General features: G+C 68.7%; 17 protein-coding genes and 2 pseudogenes. 13 read left to right on the top strand and 6 right to left on the bottom strand.

What is annotated here, in order from left to right; genetic code table 11:
- Positions 1-2: 2 nt before the first annotated feature.
- From ABZX90_RS09465 to ABZX90_RS09450, 4 genes are read left to right on the top strand one after another with little or no spacing between them, the layout of a single operon-like run.
- On the top strand, positions 3-1,829 hold the full coding sequence (locus tag ABZX90_RS09465; RefSeq protein ID WP_355202971.1) for a phage tail protein: 1,827 nt from the start codon (positions 3-5) through the stop codon (positions 1,827-1,829).
- 13 nt (positions 1,830-1,842) lie between these two features.
- Positions 1,843-2,796: an IPT/TIG domain-containing protein gene (locus ABZX90_RS09460; protein WP_355202968.1), complete on the top strand. Its 954-nt coding sequence runs from the start codon at positions 1,843-1,845 to the stop codon at positions 2,794-2,796.
- A 12-nt stretch (positions 2,797-2,808) separates the two neighbouring features.
- Positions 2,809-5,799, top strand: a complete 2,991-nt coding sequence (locus ABZX90_RS09455; RefSeq protein WP_355202965.1) for a VWA domain-containing protein — start codon at positions 2,809-2,811, stop codon at positions 5,797-5,799.
- A 5-nt stretch (positions 5,800-5,804) separates the two neighbouring features.
- A complete protein-coding gene (locus tag ABZX90_RS09450) occupies positions 5,805-7,013 on the top strand; it encodes a DUF4157 domain-containing protein (protein WP_355202962.1) in 1,209 nt (402 codons plus the stop codon).
- 50 nt (positions 7,014-7,063) lie between these two features.
- Here the strand turns inward: ABZX90_RS09450 and ABZX90_RS09445 are convergent, their stop codons facing one another.
- A complete protein-coding gene (locus tag ABZX90_RS09445; RefSeq protein WP_355203619.1) occupies positions 7,064-7,333 on the bottom strand; it encodes a hypothetical protein in 270 nt (89 codons plus the stop codon).
- A 142-nt stretch (positions 7,334-7,475) separates the two neighbouring features.
- Between ABZX90_RS09445 and ABZX90_RS09440 the strand changes: the two genes are divergently transcribed.
- Genes ABZX90_RS09440 through ABZX90_RS09420 form a run of 5 tightly spaced genes read left to right on the top strand, consistent with a single transcriptional unit; the run spans position 7,476 to position 13,276 of the window.
- Entirely contained in the window at positions 7,476-8,672 is a 1,197-nt protein-coding gene (locus ABZX90_RS09440; protein ID WP_355202959.1) for a hypothetical protein, read from the top strand.
- Entirely contained in the window at positions 8,590-10,770 is a 2,181-nt protein-coding gene (gene fxlM, locus ABZX90_RS09435) for a methyltransferase, FxLD system (protein WP_355203600.1), read from the top strand. The genes ABZX90_RS09440 and fxlM overlap by 83 nt, the downstream gene beginning before the upstream one ends.
- A complete protein-coding gene (locus tag ABZX90_RS09430) occupies positions 10,763-11,608 on the top strand; it encodes a PIG-L deacetylase family protein (RefSeq protein ID WP_355202956.1) in 846 nt (281 codons plus the stop codon). The genes fxlM and ABZX90_RS09430 overlap by 8 nt, the downstream gene beginning before the upstream one ends.
- A gap of 11 nt (positions 11,609-11,619) precedes the next feature.
- Complete coding sequence (locus ABZX90_RS09425) at positions 11,620-12,714, top strand: NUDIX hydrolase (RefSeq protein ID WP_355202953.1); 1,095 nt, start codon at positions 11,620-11,622, stop codon at positions 12,712-12,714.
- Between the two features lie 40 nt (positions 12,715-12,754).
- A complete protein-coding gene (locus ABZX90_RS09420; RefSeq protein WP_355202950.1) occupies positions 12,755-13,276 on the top strand; it encodes a GFA family protein in 522 nt (173 codons plus the stop codon).
- 141 nt (positions 13,277-13,417) lie between these two features.
- On the opposite strand, the gene ABZX90_RS09415 is transcribed toward ABZX90_RS09420, so the two are convergent.
- From ABZX90_RS09415 to ABZX90_RS09405, 3 genes are all read right to left on the bottom strand, one after another.
- Positions 13,418-14,725 carry an ISL3 family transposase gene (locus ABZX90_RS09415; RefSeq protein WP_355203598.1) on the bottom strand — a complete coding sequence of 436 codons (1,308 nt, stop codon included), beginning with the start codon at positions 14,723-14,725 and terminating at the stop codon, positions 13,418-13,420.
- Positions 14,726-14,849: 124 nt separating this feature from the next.
- Positions 14,850-15,431, bottom strand: coding sequence for a dihydrofolate reductase family protein (locus tag ABZX90_RS09410; RefSeq protein ID WP_328624473.1), 582 nt, complete (start codon positions 15,429-15,431; stop codon positions 14,850-14,852).
- A gap of 62 nt (positions 15,432-15,493) precedes the next feature.
- A complete protein-coding gene (locus ABZX90_RS09405; RefSeq protein WP_355202946.1) occupies positions 15,494-16,384 on the bottom strand; it encodes a helix-turn-helix domain-containing protein in 891 nt (296 codons plus the stop codon).
- Between the two features lie 552 nt (positions 16,385-16,936).
- Between ABZX90_RS09405 and ABZX90_RS09400 the strand changes: the two genes are divergently transcribed.
- From ABZX90_RS09400 to ABZX90_RS09390, 3 genes and pseudogenes are all read left to right on the top strand, one after another.
- Positions 16,937-17,233, top strand: coding sequence for a hypothetical protein (locus ABZX90_RS09400; protein ID WP_351132289.1), 297 nt, complete (start codon positions 16,937-16,939; stop codon positions 17,231-17,233).
- Between the two features lie 383 nt (positions 17,234-17,616).
- Entirely contained in the window at positions 17,617-19,323 is a 1,707-nt protein-coding gene (locus tag ABZX90_RS09395; RefSeq protein ID WP_355202943.1) for a M4 family metallopeptidase, read from the top strand.
- A gap of 212 nt (positions 19,324-19,535) precedes the next feature.
- Positions 19,536-19,799 (top strand): annotated as a pseudogene (locus ABZX90_RS09390) (transposase); the annotation flags it as partial.
- 297 nt (positions 19,800-20,096) lie between these two features.
- Here the strand turns inward: ABZX90_RS09390 and ABZX90_RS09385 are convergent.
- Positions 20,097-20,486, bottom strand: coding sequence for a hypothetical protein (locus ABZX90_RS09385; protein ID WP_355202941.1), 390 nt, complete (start codon positions 20,484-20,486; stop codon positions 20,097-20,099).
- Positions 20,487-20,903: 417 nt separating this feature from the next.
- Here ABZX90_RS09385 and ABZX90_RS09380 point away from each other — a divergent pair.
- A protein-coding gene (locus ABZX90_RS09380) for an IS5 family transposase (RefSeq protein WP_355203595.1) occupies positions 20,904-21,706 on the top strand; the annotation gives its coding sequence in 2 pieces (ribosomal slippage) (positions 20,904-21,239 and positions 21,242-21,706; 801 coding nt in all).
- Between the two features lie 9 nt (positions 21,707-21,715).
- Here ABZX90_RS09380 and ABZX90_RS09375 read toward each other — a convergent pair.
- Positions 21,716-21,814: pseudogene (locus ABZX90_RS09375) on the bottom strand (IS5/IS1182 family transposase); the annotation flags it as partial.

The following is a 21,814-nucleotide window of genomic DNA, read 5'->3' as shown; positions in this document are numbered from 1 at the left end:
ACATGCGGCTCGGACATCTCGCGGCTAGCGCCGGGACCAACCGCGTCGACCTCTCCTGGACCAACCCCGACCCGGAAGGCTTCCCGGACATTCGGGTCGTACGGCGCATCGGCACCCATCCGGTACGACCCGGTGACGGCGTGATCGTGGCCGAGGGAAGGGGACTCACCACGGCCGCCGACACGGGCCTGCCCGGCGAGACCGTCCACTACTACGCGCTGTTCCCGTTCAAGAACACCCTGCCCGCCGACGCGTCCCCCGACCCGTACCACCTGCTCAGCGCGATGCCCACCGAGCCGTATGGCTTCGCCGAGCGGCTGTACGGCTCGCTCCCGGCGCTCTATCGACGCTACGACACCGACCGCGAACAGCTGCGCCGCTTCCTGGAGTTGCCCGGTGACGAGCTGGACCGACTGTACAGCCTCGCCGCCGCCTCGCTGGCGCTGACCGATCCCGGCCGGGTGGACGGCCGGTTACTGCCGCTGCTGGCCGACTGGATCGGCTGGCGGACGGACTACACAGTGCCGGTCGCCGCGCAGCGGACCGAGATCCGCGCGGCGCCCAGGCTCTACCAGAGCGTCGGCACCCTGCCCGCGCTGAGTGCGACGACCGCGCGGCTCACGCAATGGCCCAGCCGGAACAGGGAGTTCGTCCACAACGTGGCGCGCACCAACCAGCCGGAGCGGCTCGCCCTGTGGTCGCGGCTGCGGGACGGGGCGGGCCAGTGGTCCGAGCCGGTGTTCGCGTCGAGCGACCATGCGTACGACGGGCGCCCGGCCGGGATCGTCCTGCCGGACGGAACGGCCGAGATCTTTTACCACACCGACCCCGGCCACGGCTGGGAGATCTGGACCAAACGGTGGACGGCGGACGGGTGGCAGGCCAGTCGGCCCGTGGTCAGCGGAAGCGGCAGCGACAAACACCCGGCCTCCGCCCGGCAGGGAGACCGACTGTGGCTGTTCTGGCAGCGGTACGACCCCCGGCTCGACCGGTGGCGGCTGTGGTCCACCACGCGCACCGGCAGTCAACTGGCCCCGTCCGCCCCACTGTTCGACGACGAGGTCGAGCGGACGCAGCCAGCCGCCGTGGCCGACGGCTCCGGCGGGGTGTGGCTGTTCTGGCTGGAGAGCGGTGAATTGCGGTGGGCGCGCAACGATGGGAACGAGTGGCGGCGCGGAACAGTACCCGCGGGTGAACCGCCGGTCCACGACGACGTCTTCGTCCTGCTCCACCCGGTCGCACCCCGGCTGTGGGTGCTGTGGGCGTCCCGGCAAGAGCGGTGGACCGTGGCGTACCGCACCAAGCAGAGCCTCGATCCGGCAGCCGCGGACTGGTCGCCCGTCCGGACCCTGCCCAAGGCCGCCCCGACCGACCACGACCGGCAGCCCGCGGCTCTACCGAGTGGCAACGGCATCGAGCTGTTCTGGTCGACCACACGGCACGGTGCCTGGTCGGTCGACCGGGCCACTCTGGCCGGCACCACGTGGAGCCTCGCCGGCCTTGTCGAGGGCGGACCGTACAACCATCGCGGGCCGCTGGCACTGCCCCTTCCGCCGAACCAGGTGCTACTGGCCCACCGGTCCCACCAGGGCGAGCCCGGCACCACCACGGTCGACACGAGGGCAACCGCCAAGCTGGCGCTGCAGGGGAGCGCCGACGACTTCCAGACCTACACGCCCGACGGCCGCTTTGCCCGCAATACCGTCGGGGTGTTCCTCACCCCGGGCGCCGACGAGCCCGCCGAGCAGGTCGCCGAGGTGTCCGAGCGGCTCGCCGAAGTGCTGCGCGACGTGCTCCCGCTGACCTGCCGACCCGTGATCATCAGCTGACCGAGGAGGAATGATGGCCGACTACTCGGTGCCGCCGGACCAGATGCTGGCAGCGGCGACAGCACCTGAGCACGGCTATATCGGCCTGCACATCGAGCAGGGGGTGCCGATCCTCGACCGCGATCTCAACCTCCTGCACGATCTGATCACGGCCACGGTGCGGAGCATCGCCGCCCGCTTCATCGGCGACGGCACGCACACGGACGCGTCCGGTTTCCTGGTCTCCGCGCTGCCCGCCGGGCAGAACAGCCAGGACTTCCAGATCACCGCCGACGGCGGGCACTTCCCGGGAAGCTGCATGGTCGGCGGCATCCAGGTGAGCCTGCCCGCGGCGATCACGTACAGCAGCCAGCACGCGGGAGATCTCACCGCGCCCGCCGACGACCGTACCGACGTGGTCTACCTCGACGTCACGGTGGTCGAGGTGGACTCCGTCGGGGACACCGATCTCCGTAACGAGCACGACGTCGGGATGCAGACATCGGTACGGCTCAAGCCCGTCTGGGTGGTGCGGGTGGCGGAGGGCGCGACCGTGCCCCCGGCCGCCGCCGGGCACGCCCGCTGCGCACTGGCGCTGCTCAAGCGCAAGAAGGGCAAGGCGACCATCGAGGCAGACATGATCAAGGACCAGCGGCGCACCCGGCTCACAGTCGCGGACATCGAGCGGCGCCTCTCGGTGGTGGAGCAGGCGCTGCTACTGCCCGCGTTCACCGGGACCGAGTTCACCCCGCGCAGCGGCGCGAAGGGGGACCCCGTGCACATCACCGGCAGCAGCCTCGACTTCTCGCCGAAGGTGCTCTTCGGGGACCAGCCCGCGACTCTCTCCAGCCAGTCGGCTACCGACATCGTCGCCGCCGTGCCGTCCACGATCACCGTGCCCGTCGGCGGAGTGACCAAGGTCCGCATCACCGTGACCACCGGCCACGGGTCCATCACCAGCGTCAACGAGTTCAGCGTCACCGAATAGGGGCTGTCCGCCATGACCTTCCACGTGTATCCCGACCCGCAGACCGCTCCCCGGACGGTAGCACCAGGCGCCACCGAGGCGATCTCGATCAACCAGCTCACCGGCACCGCCGTACCGGCCGGCAGCTACACCAAGATGATGTTCATCCGAGTGGCCGCGAACGGCGGCGGCAGTACGCCCACCCTGTTCCTGAAGGCGGGCAATGGCGCTCCCGTGGAGGCCAAGTCGCTGCCCACGGGAGTGCTGCGGGGCCCCGACCCAACGGCCGACTACGTCGGGGACGTGAAGCTGCTGGGCGACGCGAACAACGTCCAGCGGCTCCGTATGGGGTTCATCGACGCCGACGCCGTGGAGTCCTGGGAGCTCAGCGTCCGAAACAACGGCGCCGCCGCCATCCAGGTCACCGCCGTGGTCGCCGAGTCGGAGGCGGAGACGGCCCAGCCGTGGATCTCGGTCGGCGGCGGGCTGCTGGCCTATCACGCGCTCGTCAACGAGACCGTCCCGCAGCGCCTCACGGTGGCCAACAAGGGCACCGGTCCGCTGAATTTCACCGCTCCCGGCCCGACCCTGCCGAGCGGCTTCACCATCACCTCGACGCTGCCGCTGTCCATCCCGCCCACCAGCAGCGCCCAGTTGGAGATCACCTTCACCTCCCCGGCCAGCCCGCCACCCCCGCTCGGAGCATCATCGGCCTCGGCCCTGCTGACGGCCGACCCGGCCGACACCACCGTGGGAACGAGCCCGGAACACAACCAGCAGGTGACGCTGTCCACGACGACACAGCGGCTGGAGGTCGTGCTGCTTCTCGACGACTCGGGCAGCATGGCGTGGGACGCGCTCGGCCAAGATCCCGCCAACAAGGCGGGGTCGCGATGGGGCGAACTGACGTCGGCGGTGAACCAGTTTCTGGACATGCTGGCGCACTTCGGGGAGAAGCGCGGCCGGTTCGGCATCGCCCGCTTCCCGGCTGGCGACGAGCTCAATCCGGCCACCTTCGACATCGTGCCGATGACCGACATCCCCGGCGCGATGAGCGCCGCCCAGAACGCCGTGACCGCTATCACTCCGGCCGGAGGCACCCCCATGGGCGACGGGTTTGATCGCGTCCTGTCCCCGGCCACCAGCTACTTCGGCACGGACCAGCTCAGCCGTACGGTGGACCGGCGCTGGCTGATCCTGCTCAGCGACGGCGCGCACAACTCCGGCACCCACAACCCGAACGAGTTCATCGGCAGCCCGGGTACGGCCCCGCCCGGCGCGTCCCTCGCCGATCTCAAGGTCCACCTGTTCGCCGTCGCGTACGGCATCGACGGTCACAGCGACGTGGACCACGTCCTGATGAAGACGCTCGCCACCGGGTCGCTGGGCGGCGGCAAGGTGCGCAATGTGGACGAGGAGGGTACGACAGCAGCCGAGCTGGCGGTCGCGCTGCGGGACGCCCTCAAGGCCGGGCTCACCCCGACAGCCGCGCCACGCGATCCGCAGGGCTCCTATCCCGGCCAGGGCGAGGTGCGGCACGAGGCCCTGCTCACCCCGTACGACGGTAAGGTGGCTTTCGTGGTCAGCTGGAACACGTCCGAGGCGGGACGGCTCAGCCTCGCGTTGCTGACCCCGGCGGGCGAGGAGGTCTCCGCGGACTTTACTCCGCCCGGGGTGGAGATGAGGCTCGGTGACCGCTCGCACATGTACCTGGTCGACCAGGACTTCCTCCGGGGCAGGCACGGCACCTGGACGCTCACCATCACCGGTAGCGGCCCGGAGGACTATGTTTACGACGTGCTGACCGAGACGAGTCTGCGGCTGTCGATCGAACTGGACCGGCCCACCTACTACGCCGGCGAGCCGATCACCGTCTCCGCCCGGCTGACCGCCGCGGGCGGGCCCGTCCTCGGCGCCTCGGTCACACTGGGCATCGACTCGCCGGCCACGGCGCTGGCCAACTGGCTCGCCACCGTGCAGATCCCGCAGGACACGCTGAACCGTGCCGCCGAGCTGCTGAGCGGCAAGGACGTCACGCCCATCCTGGTGAAGCAGTACGGTGCGATGCTGGCCGAACTGCCCTTCCCGGGCGGTCGGTTCACCAACGACGTGCCGATGACTAACGTGGACGGTACCGGCGTCTACCAGGCCACCCTCGCCGGGAACACCGTCCCCGGGAACTACGCGTTCACGGTGACCGCGCTGGGCCTCAGCGACGGCGGGGCCTTCCGTCGCGAGGGGGCCGTGCAGACCACCGTACTGGTTCGCCCGAACCCCAAGTTCAGCCACGTCGAGGTCCAGTACGGCAGGCGGGGCAAGGCCATGGTCACCCTCATCCCGCGCGACGAGTACGGCAACGTACTGCTCGTCGATCCGCAGACGGCGACCTGGCTCGAACCGCTGGGCCATGGCGATTTCGGCGAACTGGACAGCAACCTCGACGGGACCTACACCTGCCCCGCCAGCTACGATCCCGACGCCGTCGACGGGATCGATGTGGGGTTCCAGTACGGCGAGGACGCTGTCGTAGCACCGTCCAGGTTCCCACTGCCGGAGCAACTGACCTTCCCGGACCAGGTGTTGTCGTTCACTCCCGGCCGCATGATCGACAAGGAGCGCGTGCCCCGGGTCGACGACGTGCTGGGCAGCGTCATCGACAAGGACTGCGACACTGCCCTGGCGCTGGGCGCCGGCGGAAGTGTCACCGTCGGTTTCAAGAGCCAGGTGGTCCTGGCGGGCGACGGCGGCCCCGATGTAACCGTCTTCGTACGACGGGACGGCGATCTGCGTGCCTACCGTCTGGAGGCCCTGGACGAGGGGCGGGACACCTGGATGACGGTGGGCGAGTCCATCGGCATCACCCAGCCGTTCAGCCTCGCCGCGACCGGACTGGCGGCCACTCCCGCGCTGCGCGTCACCGATCTCAGCGGGCGGGCCCGTGACGCCGACGACAGGCTGCTGCGCGATCCGGGCGTGAACGTCCGCGGGCTGGGCGTCGCGCGCACCGACGGTACGAGGGGCTGACGGCGATGTTCACCTGGTCGGTCAGCAGGCCGCGTGATCCCGATGAGGTGGCCGCCGACCGGCATGCCGATGAGGCTCTGGAACGGCTCGGCGACGCTCCTCACGCGCCGTCGCCGTCCGTTCCGGAACCGTTCGCGCGTGCCTTCGGCCAGGACTTCGGTCAGGTACGGCTACATACGGACTCCGAGGCCGCGGCGTTCGCCCGCGACCTGGGCGCGGACGCCGTCACGGTGGGCCACGAGATCCTGTTCGGCGCGGGTGCCTACCAGCCGCACACGCCCAGTGGGAGGCGGCTGCTCGCTCATGAGCTGGCGCATGTCGTCCAGCACGAACGCGACCCGCGACCGCGGATCCGCCGGCACTGCGTGGAGGCGATCGCGGAGCTGGTGGGCAGCGTGGTCAAGCTCAGCGGGAGCTTGGTGCACGAGATCATCCTGCTGGACTTCGAGTGCCAGGTAGCCGGAGCACGGCGAGTGCGGATCCCGGGCGGGTCGGCCGGCCCGCTGCGCACCGGCGGGCTGTGCGGCAAGGACAGCCCGGTCATCCCGGGGCAGTCGATCGGCGGACGGGCCGGGCCGGGCATTCCCGATCTGGCCCGGCAGAACACCTCCGGAGTGCTGTCGGTGGCCGAGGTCAAGCCGGCCTCGCCGGAATGCCTTGTCGACGGTGAGGAACAACTCCTGCGCTACATCGACCAGGGCAACGCCCAGGACGACCAGCAGAAGGCCTGGCGGGCGAGCCAGAACATCACGGTGGTGTCCCCCATGCTGCCGACGGTGTACCCGGCGAAGCTGATCGTGGCCGGTCCCCTGCTGATCAAGACCGACTGGTTCGGCGCCGGTCTGCTCGGCTACACCGTCCTCACCCCGCCTCCCGTGCCCGTCCCTCAGGAGGAACGCGAGAAGGAGCGGAAGCGGCTGGAGGAGGAGGCGAGGCGCCGGAAGGCCGCCGTGGCCTTCGGGGCGGCGGTGGGCGCCGGGGTCGTGGTGCGGGAGGTCGTAAAGCGGGCGCTGTGGCGGCACTTCTGGCGGGTGGTCGCCGAACGTTTCGCGATCCGGGGCGCCGCCGCGCTGGCCCTCGCCGCTGCGGACGGACCGCTCCCATTCGGCGAGTTGGTCGACGTCGGGCTCGCCATCGTCACCATCGTCCAGATCGGCATCGAGTGGAACGACCTGTGGCGCAAGGCCGACGAGGTCGCCGCCAAGGAGGCATGACCCGGTTCGGCACAGCCGGCGGCCCGGCAATCAAACTGGAAATCAGGAGCCTAGGCTCTTGCCGTCCACGGCCAGGCCGCGCAGCTCGGAGTCCCGGCCGTCTTAGGCTGGCGGTCCGCGAGCCAGCTCCCGACGGCCCGGTCCAGCGCGTCGCCGTCAAGGCGGGCCAGCAGCCGACGGACCGTGGTCTCGGTGGGCAGGACCTGCCTGGGCAGCATCGGATGGGGGTGGGCGCCGACCTGTTCAAGCACATCCCTCGGAGCATCGGCGATCCACTCGCCGACGCCAGCAGCGAGGTCGATCCCGCCAGCACCGCGCACGCGGTGAGCGCGAGCACGACGGCTAGGCGGTGGTGCACCCCGCGTGGATCACGAGGGTCCGGCACCTCGGCCAGCCACTCCAGCAGGCTCGGGACCTCCGCGGGTCCGCCCTTCGGACTCTCGCGCAGTTGGTCAAGGGCAGATGGGATCGGAGATGGTGCGTCGACAGGCACGGTCTTCCACTCGGATCACGGGGCGTCGAGAACACCATGATCTTGGAAGCTGTGCCTGTCACGTTCCGGGCCCCGTCACTGACCTGACGGATCACCACGAACCTGGCGTCACGCGACTACGCCGAAGCCCTGGTCCGGGCACCGAGCGGGCCCGCTTCCTCGGCCTGCCCACCGCCCAGGTCCGATTCGCCCGCGTGCCCGGCTACCTGGCGGCCGGCACGGTCCGTTGCGGCAGCCCGCACCTCCCGGAGGGCCTTCGGATGGCCATGCGCGGCGTCGCTCATCGGAGCCTCGCCGTCGCTCCGGTCGAGTCGGTGCATCCGCTGCCCGAGGGCGTGGCGTTCGAGGACGCCGCGGTATGGCAACTCGCCCTGACCGCGATGCTTGGGCTGGCGCTGGGCGAGCACCGGGACGGCGAGCCGCTGACGGTGGCGGGAGCCGGACTACTCGGAGCCATCACCCGTCGGGAACCACGAGCTATCTCCCTCGCGCGCTGGGCAGCCGTGTTACCTGCTGAGTTGCTGCGAGTTCCTGGCGCGCTTGGTCGAGTTCGAGTGAGGCCGCAGGTGGTGTGCGGTTCGGGCGAACAGGGCGTGCCGGGCCGGGAGTTCGACCGGATTTTCGTGTCGTACACGGTGGAGCGGGTGCCGACGGCCCTGGTCGAGCAGCTCGCTCCCGAGGGCAAACTGCTGGCGCACGTGACCAGCGCGTCCCCGTCCTGGCCCGGGGCCTCGCTGTCGTCGGGCGCACCGCCGACGGGCGGATCACGGCGGAGCTGCGGGCCGTGGAGTTCGCACACCGTGCCGGGCACGGAATGGCGCGGATCTGGCTCAGCGAGGACACCGGTACTGGGCGCTGCAGACCCAGCAGCCGGCCGCCCTCTACGGCCCCGTCGAACTGCCCTGACATCGACCACCCCGCCTTTCACGACACGAACGAGGAGCGACCTGTGGGAATCACCCGGACTGCCTGGTCCGAGCACTACAACAACGGGCGGGGCTTCCGGCGGCTCGGTGACGAGGAGAAGGGCCTGCTCGTCGAGTACGCCCCGGCCCCCGAGGGCGGCCGCGCGCTCGACATCGGCTGCGGGACCGGCGAGTTGTCCGTCATCTCGCCTCGCTCGGCTACACCGTCGACGGAGCGGACTTCGCCGAAGGCGCGCTTGAGCGGGCCCGCGCGGAGCACGACGAGGTGGAGGGGGTGCGCTGGCTGTGCCTGGACGTGGAGCACGAGGACCTGGCCGCCCTCGCCGAGGACGGCTACGACCTGATCGTCCTGCGGCTGTCCATCGCGTTCATCCGCGATCGTGCCCGTGTCCTTCGCGCTCTTGCCGCGCGGCTGCGCGAGGGCGGGGCGCTCGTCATCATCACGCCGATCGTGGAGGACACCCCGGAAGAGCCGCGCCACATCGCCCTGGACGAGAACGAACTCGCCGCGCTCACTGACGGGTTCGAGCACTTCGAGCAGTTCGACGCGGAGGGCCTGGCGGTGCTGGTCCTGCGCGGACCGGCCGGATCGTTCAGCGCGGAGGAGAAGCTGCGGCCCGAGCCGCAGGCCGTCTTCGGTGCCGCAGTGGTGGTCACCGACGCCTTCGGCCGGGTCCTGCTGGGCCGCTCCACCCGGGGCATGTGGGAGCTGTCCGGCGGCCGCATCGAGACCGGCGAGGACGCACCAGCGGCCGCCGTGCGGGAGCTGACCGAGGAGACCGGGCTGACGGCGCGCGTGGACGACGCCCATGTCATCACCGTGCTGCACGACGACCGGCTGGACGTACGCCGCGTCAACGCCGTGGTCCGCGTTTCCCGCTGGGAAGGTGAACTCGCTCTGCCCGAGCCACACCGCTTCGCACGCTGGGAGTTCCACGACCTGAACACCCTGGCGACCCTCGGGAAGATCTTCGCGCCCAGCGCCCAGGCGCTGACCGCGGTGTGGCCCGGGGTGCTGCCGGGCCTCCCGCCGGTCCACTCCTACGCGTGCTCCCCCGACGGCCCGCCGGTGCCCGGAGAGCCGGCAGCGGCGGTCCGACTGCGTGAGCGGATGGCGGACATCGTCATCAGCAAGGGCTGGACTCCCTCACCGCGAGTCCAAGCCGCGTTGCGCGAGGTGCCACGGCACCGGTTCGTCCCCGAGACCCGGCTCGAGACGGCGTACCACGACGACCTCGCCGTGGTGACGGTCCGGGAGTCACCCCAGACCGCGCTCAGCTCCGTCAGCGCGGCATGGCTGCAGGCCGACATGATCGAGCAACTCCGGCTGGAGCCGGGGATGACCGTGCTGGAAGTCGGCTCCGGCGGATACAACGCGGAACTCCTAGCGCACGTCCTGGGAGAGCGCGGCCGGGTGGTGACCGTTGACGTCGACCCGTACGTGGTGCACCGAACACAACGGCTGTGCGCGGAGGCCGGCAGCGACCGGGTCACCGCTGTCCTCGGCGACGGCGGACTCGGCGCGCCCGGCCACGTCCCGGCCAGCGGGTTCGACGGGATCGTGATCACGCACAACGCGTCCGACATCGCACGGGCATGGCGAGAGCAGCTCGCCGAGGGGGCCCGGCTGGTCGTGCCGCTGGAGATGGGCAGCTACACCCGCTCCCTCACCCTGGTCCGGCGCGGCGACGTGCTGCGCTGCGAGCACTGGACGCACTGCGGGTTCGTACGCGACCGCGGCGCCGCCGCCCGTACCGCTCCCGCGGTCCCCCTGGCCGATGGCAAGGTCACGGTGCGGTGGGAGGACGGGACGCCCGCCGACACCGCCGGTCTCGACGACGCTCTGCGCGGGCTCCGGCACGAGCGCTCCACGGGCCTGGTCGTCCGGGGAATCTTCAACTTCGAGACCTTGCAGGTCTATGCCGCAGCCACCCTGCCGGGGTTCTGCCGCCTGTCCGCGCCGGAGGGGTCCACGCTCGTGGCGCAGCAGGACGCGGCCGCGATCCTGGCGGACGGCTCGCTCGCCTACCTGACATACCGGAAGGTCAAGGATGCCCCGGAGCCGGCCGACCGCATCACGGAGTTCTTCATCCACGCCTACGGCCCAGCAGCCGAAGAGGTGGCGGAGCGCTTCGCCGAGTGCGTGCGTGTCTGGGACCGCGAGGTGCGCGAGAGCGGCTATCCGCCGATGACGGTCCACCCCGCCGCAACGCCCGACGACCAGCTGCCGCCCGGCGATGTGCTCGACAAGCCCAGCACACGGCTTGTCCTCCGGTGGCCGGGCCGGACCCCCGCTGACGCACTGAGCCTCTCGGCCGCAAGGGGACAGCGTGCCTGACTCCGACGAGCTGATCCCCGAGACGTCGACGCCCTCCGCCTGGCCGTCCCTGCTCGGCGTGTTCGCCCATCCCGACGATGAGAGCCTCCTCGCCGGCGGTGTCCTCGCCCAGCACGCCGCCGCACACGCGCGCACCGCCGTCGTCACCATGACGTGGGCGCCCGACAGCCCGCGGGCTCCCGAACTCGCCGACGCCTTGCGGGCACTCGGCGCGGGCGCCCCTCGCATGCTCGGATACGGCGATGCCCGCAACCCGCAGGCGGCTCCCGGCCGTCCCCGGCTCGTCGACGCACCGCTCGACGAGGTGGTCGCCGCCCTGGTCCAGCAGATCCGCTCGTTCCGCCCCGACATCGTCGTAACACACGACGCCCTGGGCCAGCTGACCGGTCACCCGGACCACCGCCGCACCCACCAGGCCGCTCTCCTCGCCGTTCAGGACGCGGGGCTCCCGCACCTTCACCCCGAGGCCGGTGAGCCCTGGCAACCGCGCGCCGTGTACTGCGCCACGCACCCCGAATTCGGTATCGGCGAGCTCGGGCCGCTTCTGGAGGCCGTCGGCAAAGCCGTGCTCGCGGTGCCGGACGCGTACGCCACCACCACCGTCGACGTCACCCCCTGGCTGGAACACAAGTGGGCAGCGGTCCTCGCGCACCGAGGGGAGGTCGCCCGCGAACGGCCACTGCCTGGCATCCTCGCCCGCCTGCCCGAGGAGACCCGGCGCGACATCATCGCGACCGAGTACTTCACCCGGCTCGCGACCGGGCCACTCCCCATCGGCTCACTGCCTGACGGCAGTCAACCGCCTCACTCTTCCCCGGGCTCGACCGGCCCCTTCTGACCTGGAGAGTCATGACAACCACATCCGTTCCCGGCGAGCTGCCCGGCAGCACCATGACCGACGAGGCGTACGGCGCTCTGCGTGCCTCGGCCGCCCTGTGGGTCGGGACGTCCGTGCTGATCACCAACCAGTTCGGGCAGGTCCTGGTCCAGCACGTCGACTATCTCGACACCTGCCTCCTGCCAGGCGGTGCCGTCGACCAGGGCGAGTCCCCCGCTCACGCCGCCGCCCGTGAACTGGGCGAGGAACTCGGGATCACCGCTGCCCCCAACCAGGGCCTGGCCGTCGACTGGGTCGCCGCCGGCAGCACCAGCGCGCCAGCGGCCATGCGGTTTCCCGGCGAGCTCCTCCATGTCTTCGACGGCGGAGTCTGGGACGACGACCGGATCGGCGAAATCCGTCTACCGCCCGGCGAGATCACCGCGGTCGAGTTCGTCGAACCCGCACGGCTGCCCGAGCTGCTCTCCCCGGCCGACGCCCGACGCGCCCTGTCCGCGCTGCGGGCCCGGATCAACTCCGCCGGCACAACACTCCTGGAGAACGGCCAACCCATCGCCCCCGGGGTCTTGGACCGCCTCGGCGTTCTGCGGACCGCCCGCCCGGCCTACCGCTACCCCTGGCACCCCGGACCTGCCCCGCACGACCTCACCGTCACGCAGGTGTGGGGCTGGCTGTTCACGCCGGACGGACGCGTCCTGGTCCTCCTCGAACCCGACACCGCAGTCGCCATCCTGCCCGGCGGCACACCCGAGGAGCAGGACCACGACGACCCTGTAGCCACCCTGCGCCGCGAGACCGAAGAAGAAGCAGGCGCCCGGATCATCAACCCGCTGGTCCTGGGACATGTCACCAACCCCGCCGCCCAGCGCGGATACCTGCGCTACGCCGCCGCACTCACCGAAATCGGTCCCGCCCAGCCCGAACCGGCCACCGGCCACACCTACACCCGCATCCTGGCCACTCCCGAACAAGCCGCCGAACTCTTCGACTGGGGGCCGGCGACCGCACAGCAACTCGCCGCGGTCCACCAGGCCCGCCGACAACTCGGTCTCCCCCGGGCCACCCGCCAGCCCGTCACCGAACTCACCGACCCCATCGCCTGGTAGTCCGTCCGCTTCCGCTCTCCCCCACCTTCCCGAGGAACCCATGAGCCCCTCGCTTCGCACGACAACGCCCGCCTCTGATGACCCCGCTCTGCCACCTGCGGCTGTTCCGGTCCGGCCCGCGCCCGCTCCGGGTGCCGCGGCGGCAGGGCTGGAACCGGAGCGCCGCACGGGACACTGCCAGTGCGGTGACATCGCATACGAGGTGCTCGGCACGCCGGACGACCCGCACCTGTGTTCTTGCGAGCATGAAACACGCATTTCCGGCGGCCCCGCCGTGCTCTGGGTCGGCTTCCACAAGGACGGACTGAAGTGGACCGGTCCCGGCGGTGAACCCACCTGGTTCGCGACCTACCCCACCCTCAAGCGGGGCTTCTGTCCGCGCTGCGGGACCCATCTCGTCTCCGTCGCCAACGGCTCGGACATGGTCATGGTGACCGGCTTCAGCCTCGGTGACCGCAGCGGCACCGATCCCGTTGGGCACTCCTTCCGCGAGGAAGCCGTGCCGTGGATGAACATCACCCTCGCCCCTGATCCGTGTGCCTCGCAGCCTGCCGCACCCTGATCCCTGCTCCGCTCAACCGCCCGATCACCGAAATCTGTTGATTGTTACTTGGCTGCCCTGCGTCGCGCACCCGGCCCGGCCGACACTCCCGAACCCCCAGACCCCCGCGCGGATAAGGAGTCCTTTATGAATACGGGCTCTTCACGATCGAGTGTGTAATTGCGGCCTGAAGCCTCCGGTCTCGAGCAGCGATCTGGCGATGTAGTTCGTGAGGTTGCGGAACCCGAGTGCGGAACCGCGCAGGTGCCCGAGCCGGCCGTTGATCGCCTCGGTGGGGCCGTTGCTGGTGCCGGGACGGTCGAAGTAGGCCAGCACGTCGCCTGCGCGTTTCTTCAACGTGCGGCCGAGCGTGGTGACCTCGACCAGTGCGTTCGGGACACCGGTGCTGATCGTGTCGATCAGCTTGACCATCAACTCGCTGCCACGGCGCCGGTCCTCGTGTCGGTAGGCGGCGATCATTCGCTGGTAGATGCCCCACGTCGCCTCGACTTCGACATGCGCGTCGTCGGCGAACAGCGCGGTGAGCCGAGCGGCCTGCTTGTCGGTGAGCAGCCCGGCACCTGTGTGCAGGGTTCTGCGCGCGGAGTAGAGGGGGTCGTTCTTCATGCCGCGGTGGCCGTGGATCGCCAACTGGACCCGGCGGCGGCACCGATCCAGCGCATCGCCGGCCAGGCGCACGACGTGGAAGGGATCCATGACCGCTGTCGCGTCGGGGAGCTCTTCGGCGGTGGCGGTCTTGAAGCCGGTGAAGCCGTCCATCGCGACCACGTCCACGGCGTCGCGCCAGGCCTCGTCGCGGTCGGCGAGCCAGGACTTGAACGCCTGCTTGGAGCGGCCCTCAACCATGTCGAGCAGCCGGGCGGGACTTGTGCCATCACGGACGGCGGTGAGATCGGCGATCACGGTGACGAAGTTGTCGCCGCGGCGGGTGTGGCGCCACACGCGCTCGTCTACCCCGATCGCGTTGACACCGTCGAAGCGGTTCTCGTCGTTGATCAGCACCCGCTTGCCTTCGGCCAGGACAGCGTCGTTGGCCGTGTACCACGCGACGCCGAGTCCCTCGGCGACTCGGGCCACGATCAGGTGCTGGCACACGATCGCCTCGAGTGCCCACAGCAGCCCGCGACGCGACAGCTTCGTTCGCGGCTCAGCCGCGAGGCTGGTGTCCTGGCGCCACACGTGACCGCAAGCGGTACACCGATAGCGGCGCACGGTCACCACGAGCGTCGTCGGCCGCCAGCCCAGCGGCTCGTGGGCCAGCTCCCGGGTCACGGTGTCGCGCGGTACGCCTTCGCAACCACAGCGACGGCACCACTGGTCCGGCTCGACGACCCGCCATGCCAGCACCGCACGGTCGGGCCTGAGTCGTTGGCCGGTGACGGCCAGACCGAGCTCATCGAGCCTGCAGAACTTGGTCAGGACAGGGCAGGCAAAGGTAGCGTCAGTCAAGTCGAGGTGTGCCAATCTGGAAGACCACGACTTCCGTCCCGGGGCAGCGATGCACAAACGCAGCCGGACGCCCGATCTCGTGTCACCGTCGCAGCGGTCTTCTTCGCGTACCCACTCAGATCGGTCAACGGCGCACCCGATAGCGCAGGTGAAGCACCCGGTTGCCCTGAACAACTACGTCTGGGCCTTCCAGCAGGTGCTGCGCGTCGACGGAGCCGAAGTAACGCTTACCGGACCCGAGCACGACGGGTGCGACGTCCATGCGTACCTCGTCGACCCAACCTGCGGCGAGCGCCTGGCCGCCGACGTCGCCAGCAGCGAACTCGACAGTGCGGTCACCCGCAAGCTCCCGCGCCTTGGCCACGGCCGCCTCGATGCCGTCGACAAAGTGGAACGGCGCCTGGAGGTCCCAGCCCTCGGGCGCACCACGGTGACTCACCACGACCACATGGTCGATCCCACTCGGAGGCGTCCCATCCCAGCCGTCGGTGATGTCGAAGGCGTGACGGCCGGAAATGGTCACCCCGACCTCGTCCCAGTACGGCCGGACGTAGTCGAACGAAGCCTGCGACACCTTCAGAACGCCACTGTCGTCCAACGGCACGTCACCGCTGACCAGCCACTCGAAGATCGGACCGGGGTCGTCGTTCTCAGCCGCGATGTAACCATCCACCGAAACCGACGCGTTCATGACCACTTTCCCCATGGATTCCTCCTCTGTTCGGAGTCCCAGTCTTGTGCGACGTGAGCTGTCGCTCTTGTACGAAATCAATCGGCCGGGAGCGGCCAGCCGTCCAGGACGTGGTCGGGATGATCGCGCAGGAATCGCCGCCGGACTTCGGCGTACCGGGTCGGCGTGAGCCCGGTGAACTCCCGGAACTCGCGCACGAAGTGGGCCTGGTCGAAGTAGCCCGCGCCAGCGGCAACGTCTCCCCAGTCGATCGGTGCAGCGACGTCGAGCGCCAACACGGCGGAGCTGAAGCGGTAGCTGCGAGCCAGCCGTTTTGGCGTGACACCGACTACGGCCTTGAACCGCTTCGCCAAATACGTGCTGCTGGCGCGGGCCGCCACACCGATGTCGCTGATCGGCACTGTCCCGCCTGTCGCCGCAACGGCGCTGCTCATTTGGCGGACCAGGTCAAGACCGTCGATCACCCGCAGCCGTCGCACCAGTTCCTCCTCGAGCAACATCAGCATTTCGTGCGGTGCGTCCGCCAAGGTCAGTCGGTGTCGCAATTCAGCGATAGTGGGCTGGCCCCAGATTTGCTCCACCGTCGCAGGTCGGTCGCACAACTCGGCCGCGGGCATCGGAAGGAACGGTGCCAGGCCCCACGGCCTGAAGTGGACGCCCACGGACCGGGTCGGGGTTGGGTAGCTGAACTCCCACGCACGCGTGGGCGTGGTGACCGCGCAGCCGTCGGCGTACTCCACGGCGTCTACGTCGGTGCCTGCGCGGATGAGAAACGGCGCCCCGAGGTTGACGATGAGCAATGGCGCGGGCGCCGCCGGCAGCATCAACCGGGAGTACGGCGGGGCGCCCTCCAGGTAGTAGAGGTCGTCGATCAGCCCGTCCAGCGGCGGACCGGGCATTCTGGATACATACTCCACGCCGACATCATCGCCGACGGCCCATCCGGCATCACGCGCCGCCGCCAGCATCGAGCCGGCGCCGATCCCTGACGGGGCGCCCCGGCGCATATCGGTCCCCAACTACACCCCACGTTGTGAAGGGCCGTGAAAGCATGCGATGGAGTTCCAGCTGTCCCGCCAGAGACTTCTACGACAGGCCCATCTGTCAAACAGCCGCTTGTGCGTCGGCACTGATCGGCAACCTCGCGGTCATAGGTGGAATACCTCCATAGAAACCTGCAACAGCGGTGCTCGCACCTCCACGCGTCCAGTACCACGGTGAAACACCTCTCAGTACTCTCGAGCAAAGTATCGACGCAGAGGAATTCCTGGCAGGCACGGGATGAAACCTCTGCCTCAGCACGGGTTGCTTAGAGCCATCGACAGTGCTCTCATGGAAATATCGGCGGGTGCAACGGCTGTCTATAGCGGACTCGAAAGCGTTCTGGGCTCGCCAAGTGGCAGCGCATAGGCGTCTTGACTTCGCGCCTGGCTCATCTCTGTTGCCATGACGGTTGGCACACGAAATAGTTTCGACTCGAAATAGGCCTCTCACGGTCGCACCCTGAGTAGAGGTATGGGATGGCAGCTTTGCAGATCAGCACGCGCCAGATGGAGCTCAGCGAAGCCCTGGCAAATGTCGGAGAGTTGAAAAACGTCATAGCGAACCTCCTGAAAGAAAATGGGTTCACGGACGTCGTAAACACGCAAGGTGAGGTCGCCGGCAATAAAGGTGACATACGCCTCAGCGTCCTGCATCTTCACGTCGCCAACCAGAGCTTCTATCAGCAAGTCATAGCGGCAGGTGACAATAGCAATGTCACGCGCGGCGTCGTTGACGACATCATGACGAAGATAAAGAACCTCCATTTCCTATGACGGGGACTGGCTGGAGCTGGGCGGGTACGTCGACTCCGCAACGGCTTCATCCACCTCCACGTCATCATGGGCGTCGAAGGCGATCGACGCCATCGCTGGACACCTCCACGAAGCCTGTATCGGCACCCACTTCGCCCACGCCTACGTCATCCCCGCAGACTGACCGGCCGCCACGTTCGGGTGTCCGCAGTCGGCCCCGATGCCGCCCTCCCCGTGAGACGGCGCCGGGGCCGACTGCCTGTTCGTGGGTGAGAGCGCGGCTGAGAGGGCGGTGGCCACCTCGGCCGGCTTCCAGGTATCGCCCCACCCACTGCATGCGCTGCACCTCGTCGAGAGCGAGTTTTTCGCCAAACCCCACACCCTGCTCGGAAAGGAATAGCATCATGCCCAACCAACAAGTCGCAGAAAACGGCCTGAGCGACTTCTCGTTGCACACCTTCGACGAGTCGTCGTCCCGCCTCATCGCGCAACTGCAGGAGGAGCAAGCTGCACGTCCCGGCGTCAGGCCGGAGGGGCTCGAAAGTGAGCGCGACCTCGATCCCGAGACGGCGGCGCGTCGCTACCTCGACCAGTCCCTGGCAAGCGCGATGATGCCGTCCTTCAATGCTCCGGTGGTGAACGGAGTCACCAGCCGGTTCAAGACGATCGGCACGGAGACGATCCCGCTCACCGACACCCGCACGGTGAAGTTCCGTCAGACACTGAACGACATCCCCGTCTACGGCTCACTGGTGACCGTAGAACTCGACAAGGCCAACAATCTGATCAGCATCGACTCAGCTCTCGGCGAGCCCCAGGAGGTTGACCCGGTCGCCACCATCTCGGCAGGCGACGCCCTCGCAGCGGCCGCCACCGCGCCGCATGGTTATGTACCCGTCCTGGCCGGTGCGGTTCCTCGCCTGAACCACTACTTCGACGCTACCGCGTCTCGCTGGCGGCTCGTGTACATCCTCGAAGACGTGCCGGTGACCCTGGACCACACGGTTGAGCTTCAGTTGGGCCAGGAAAGCAAGTTCGAGCCGCCCCGCTTCGTCGACTACGTGGTGGACGCTCACGACGGGCAAGTCGTATCCATCTTGCCGCGCACACCCAGCATGACCACTGGTGAAGAGCAGACGGCGACCGACAGCTTCGACGTCAAGCGCACCTTCCTCGTCTCACGGCAAGGCGAAAGCCTGCTGATGAACGACCCCATCCACAACGTCCAAACCTTCGGCTTCAACTTCGGCGACCCCTCCGTCGACAGTGATCGGCTGCCGGGTGGCCTCATCACCAATCCGCCGACCTGGACACCAGACGCCGTCAGCGCCCACGCCAACGCCGTCGCGGTATCCGAGTTTCTGCGCAATGTGCTGCGACGGGACAACATTGACGGACGAGGTGGTCCCATGCGGTCAACTATCAACTGTGTCGTCGCCGACAGCAGTCCCGGCCCCAAGCAATGGATCAATGCTTTCTGGGATGGCCAGCAGATGGTCTACGGCCAAGTGCTGCGTGGAGACGAACTACGCTCTCTGTCCGCCAATATTGACGTGGTGGCGCACGAGATGTTCCACGGTGTCACGGACCACACCTCACGTCTGGAGTACGCATTCCAGTCGGGGGCCCTCAACGAGTCCTACTCCGACATCTTCGGAACGATCGTCGCCAACTCGGAGAAGGAGGATCCCCGCACCTGGGACTGGCTGCTGGGTGAGAACCTCCTGCCCGGGGACAAGCCGCTCCGTGACCTGTCGGACCCGCCTCGATTCGGGCAGCCAGCACACATGGATCAGTTCCGCGTGCTGCCCAATACCCGGGCTGGTGATTGGGGCGGGGTGCACGTCAACAGCGGGATCCACAACAAGGCGGCCTTCCACTTGCTCACCGCACAGGCCGACGATGGCTCACTCAAACTGAGCCCAGCTGAGGTGGCGGCCATGTTCTATCTGGCCCTCACGCAGCGGCTATCGCGAACCTCGCAGTTCACAGACAGCCGACGCGCGGTCGTGGCCAGCGCGCGGACTCTGTTCCGAGCACTGCCCGCAAACCAGCTGACCTTCAAGGTCGCCGCAGTCGAAGCGGCCTTCGCTGCGGTCGGGATCCTTTGAACTTCGCGGCACGTTCTCTATTGAGTGGGAGTGACGAATCGGGTACTCGCGCTGGTCGGTGGCCGATGTCCATGGTGTAGATCATCGGGCGGGTCCGGTTCCGGCGGGACGCCGGGTTCGGCTGCGCTCGCGACCGACCCCGGCTACGATCCGTCAGCAGGTCGGCACGCTAAGACCGTGTCCTATGTGGAGCTGGGTCGTTGAGCTTGGTTATGGGGCGGGGTACGTGGAGTTGGATTGTTCCGGACGGGTTGTGGGAGATCGCGGAGCCGCTGATCCCGCCGTCGAAGGTGCGGTCGCAGGGTGGCGGAACACAGGACACGCCTGACGAGACGCTGTTCGCGGCGATCATCTATGTGCTGGTCAGCGGCTGCGCCTGGCGGGCTTTGCCACCGTGCTTCGGTATATCGAAGTCGACCGCGCATCGCCGGTTCCTGATCTGGTCCCGGGCGGGAGTATGGGGTCGGCTGCACGATGGCGTCCCGTGGAGTGGTGTAGCAGGAATCTTGGAGTAAATCCTGGTCACGGGGAGGCCATCCGCCGCAGTGGGGCGTCCGCAACCCGCGTACGAACAGCTGGCATTCGCCCGCCCGGGCGGTCTGCGCATCTCCGGTTTGACCGGACGGCAATTGCTTCCCGCGGCCCAGGGGGCCAGGCCGCCGGCGCTCCGGGCCACCCGAGTGTAGGCGCCCCGACCCGCGCTTGGCAGCAGGTCGGGCCCCACGCTCTCGTCCGCGCCGAGACGGCCTGACAGCTCGGGGGCTGCACGCTGCTCAGGCGGCCCGGACGCGGGTCGGGTGCAGGTGCAGCTCGCAGGCCGTCCAGCAGTCGGCCAGGAGCGTGCCCACCTCGGCCCCGCAGGGGCAGATGCGGTTGATGCCGAACAGGCCCTCCGGGCCGCAACAGCCTTCCGACCGGCGCTCGTCCGGGTGCTCCAGTAGCCCCACCGCATCCTCAGGGTGAAGCACGATGTCACCAGGGGGACCCGGCACCTGCGCGTGAGTGAACGGCTCGGGGTCAATCGCGTAGCGGCCGCGAGGGATCGTAGCCTCCGGCATCTCGCCCGGCCCCACCCCATCGGCGTGATGCGCCGGCAGTTGCGCGAGCAGTTCGACGTCTCGGCTGAGGCTCCGACCGCATTCCGCACACTCAAAAACCGTCATCCGTCCACTCCCCTCGACCCGGCCGGCCGGTCTTCGAACACCGGTCCGCGAATTCACGCCGCCGAGGCTGTCTCTCCGGGCAACCTGGCGAAAGCATTAGGGGCACCCTACGGGCCGCCGCCTGAGCGATCGACGGAATTACTTACGCGTGGATCAGGCCCGGCAACAGCGATCCCTGACCCAACTCCCCGCGCCGACGGACAGTCAGCACACCTGCGTTCCACCACTACACGGATGGTGTCCCGACCAGTGGGGTAGCAGCGATCACCGCATAGCCCCTGGTCATAGGGCGGCCATCGCGCAACTCTCCGAGTAGCGAAGCTCGTTGAGGCGAGGGGTGACGCGATGGCCTTGTCCCAGCATGACTTAGAGATCGTCTCAACTGGTTTGACTACTAGGCTGGCTGCCGTGATGGCGATGGTGGATCGGCTGGTTCCGGACAGGTTGTGGGAATTGTTCCAGCGAGTGGTCCCGGCCGCTCCGGTACGGCCTCAAGGCGGTGGTCGGCGCCGGTATGGGGACCGGCAGGTGCTGGCAGCCATCGTGTTCGTGGCCACCACGGGCTGTACCTGGCGCCAACTACCGCCGGGCTTTGGCCCGTCCGGGCCGACCGCACACCGGCGGTTCACCGAGTGGAGCCGAGCTCGGGTCTGGGCCAAGCTCCACCGGCTGGTCCTGGACGAGCTCGGCACGCGCGGCGCCCTGGACTGGTCGCGATGCGCGATCGACTCGGTGAACATGCGGGCAGCGAAAGGGGGGACCTGACAGGTCCGAATCCCGTAGATCGCGGCAAGAAAGGTTCAAAGATCCACTTGATCACTGAGCGGACCGGTCTGCCCCTCTCCATCGGCGTCTCCGCCGCCAACACCCATGACAGCCAGGGCTTGGAACCCCTAGTGCGAGGCATCCCGCCCATCCGCTCCCGCCGTGGACCTCGTCGACGACGGCCCGCCAAACTCCACGCCGACAAAGGCTACGACTACGACCACCTGCGCCGATGGCTCCGGACCCAGAACATCACTCCGCGCATCGCCCGCAAGGGCATCGAGTCCTCTCAGCGTCTGGGCCGCCACCGTTGGACCGTGGAGCGGACAGTTGCATGGCTGTCCGGGTGTCGCCGCCTGCACCGTCGCTATGAACGCAAAGCTGAACACTTCCTGGCCTTCGCCGGGATCGCCGCGGCACTCATGTGCTTCCGGCGCCTCTCGCAGCAGGCCTAAGACGTCGTTTCACTTGGTGAGTCGGCGGTGGTTGATGAGGCTGGTGGCGATGGCGGTGAAGGCCAGGAAGTGTTCAGGCTTGCGTTCGTAGCGTCGGTGGAGCCGACG

Origin of the sequence: Streptomyces sp. NPDC002935 (assembly GCF_040611295.1) — a bacterium.
GTDB lineage: Bacteria > Actinomycetota > Actinomycetes > Streptomycetales > Streptomycetaceae > Streptomyces.
The sequence above is the reverse complement of the archived record's forward strand: the minus strand, read 5'-3'. Positions and strand labels throughout refer to the sequence as shown.